Raw genomic sequence first — 965 nt, forward strand, 5'->3', positions numbered from 1 at the left:
GTGTGCCCATGCCCAGCGCATTGAAGTACTCGTAAGCGCCGCCGCCGAGCTTGTGGTAGGGATTGCTGGCGTCGCGCTGGCGGTTGAAGGTGTACAGCACGTCGTCGGCATTGAACTCGCGCGACGGTGTAAAGTGGTCGTTCGACTGGAATTTCACGCCGTGCCTGAGATGGAAGGTGTAGATCTTGCCGTCGGCTGAGACCTCCCAGCTTTCGGCCAGCGCCGGCCCGACCTCGGTCGTGCCAGGCTTGAACTCGACCAGCCGGTTGAAGATCGTCTTGGCGGCGGCATCCATGGTGGAGTCCGCCGTGCCGATCGCCGGGTTGAAGGTCTCGGGATTGGCTTCCGAGCAATAGACCAGGGTTTTGGCATAGGCCTGCCCGCCGAGAAGGACGGATGAGGCCAGCAGCGACGAGGTAAGCACTGCGCGCAGAACGGTGGATTTCATCGCAAACGCTCCTGATGACACTTTACGGGTTGAGGGAAGGACAGGCCGGTGAAGTTCATGGCGTTGCCGCCGGGGTGATGAAACGGTCGGGCGCCAGCGCGGCTGTGGTGACACCGCGAGCCGCGAGATCGTCCGGCAATGACTGGCCGCGAAGCAGTGCCGAGCCCAGCCGCGCCAGCGTCAGCGACACCTGGAAGCCGTAGCCGCCCTGGCCGCCGAGCCAGAAGAAGCCGGGCAGGCGCGGGTCGAAACCGACGACCGGCGTGCGGTCGGGCGAAAAGGTGCGCAGGCCCGCCCACGGTGTCGACGGACGGCCGATGCGCAGCGATGTCGCCTGTTCGATGCGGTCGACGGCGATGGCGACGTCGATGTCTTCGGGATACGCGTCGCAAGGCGCGGAATCGGTTTCGTCGGCGAGCGAGCCGATCAGCCTGCCGGCATCGGGCTTGAAGTAGAATTGTTCGTGCAGATCGACCACCAGCGGCCAGGCGCTGATGTTCGTGCCGGCGGGCGGATC

The 965-nt window shown here is 65.2% G+C and carries 2 protein-coding genes; both read right to left on the minus strand.

Going from position 1 to position 965, the window contains the following annotated elements:
• Positions 1-448 (minus strand): ABC transporter substrate-binding protein (locus EN914_RS36600; RefSeq protein WP_245497941.1); only part of this gene is annotated, 448 nt, incomplete at its 3' end.
• Between the two features lie 55 nt (positions 449-503).
• A partial coding sequence (locus EN914_RS36605) for an FAD-dependent oxidoreductase (RefSeq protein WP_164779224.1) occupies positions 504-965 on the minus strand: 462 nt, incomplete at its 5' end.

This window comes from Mesorhizobium sp. M7A.F.Ca.CA.001.08.2.1 (genome assembly GCF_003998455.1).
Lineage (GTDB): Bacteria > Pseudomonadota > Alphaproteobacteria > Rhizobiales > Rhizobiaceae > Mesorhizobium > Mesorhizobium ciceri.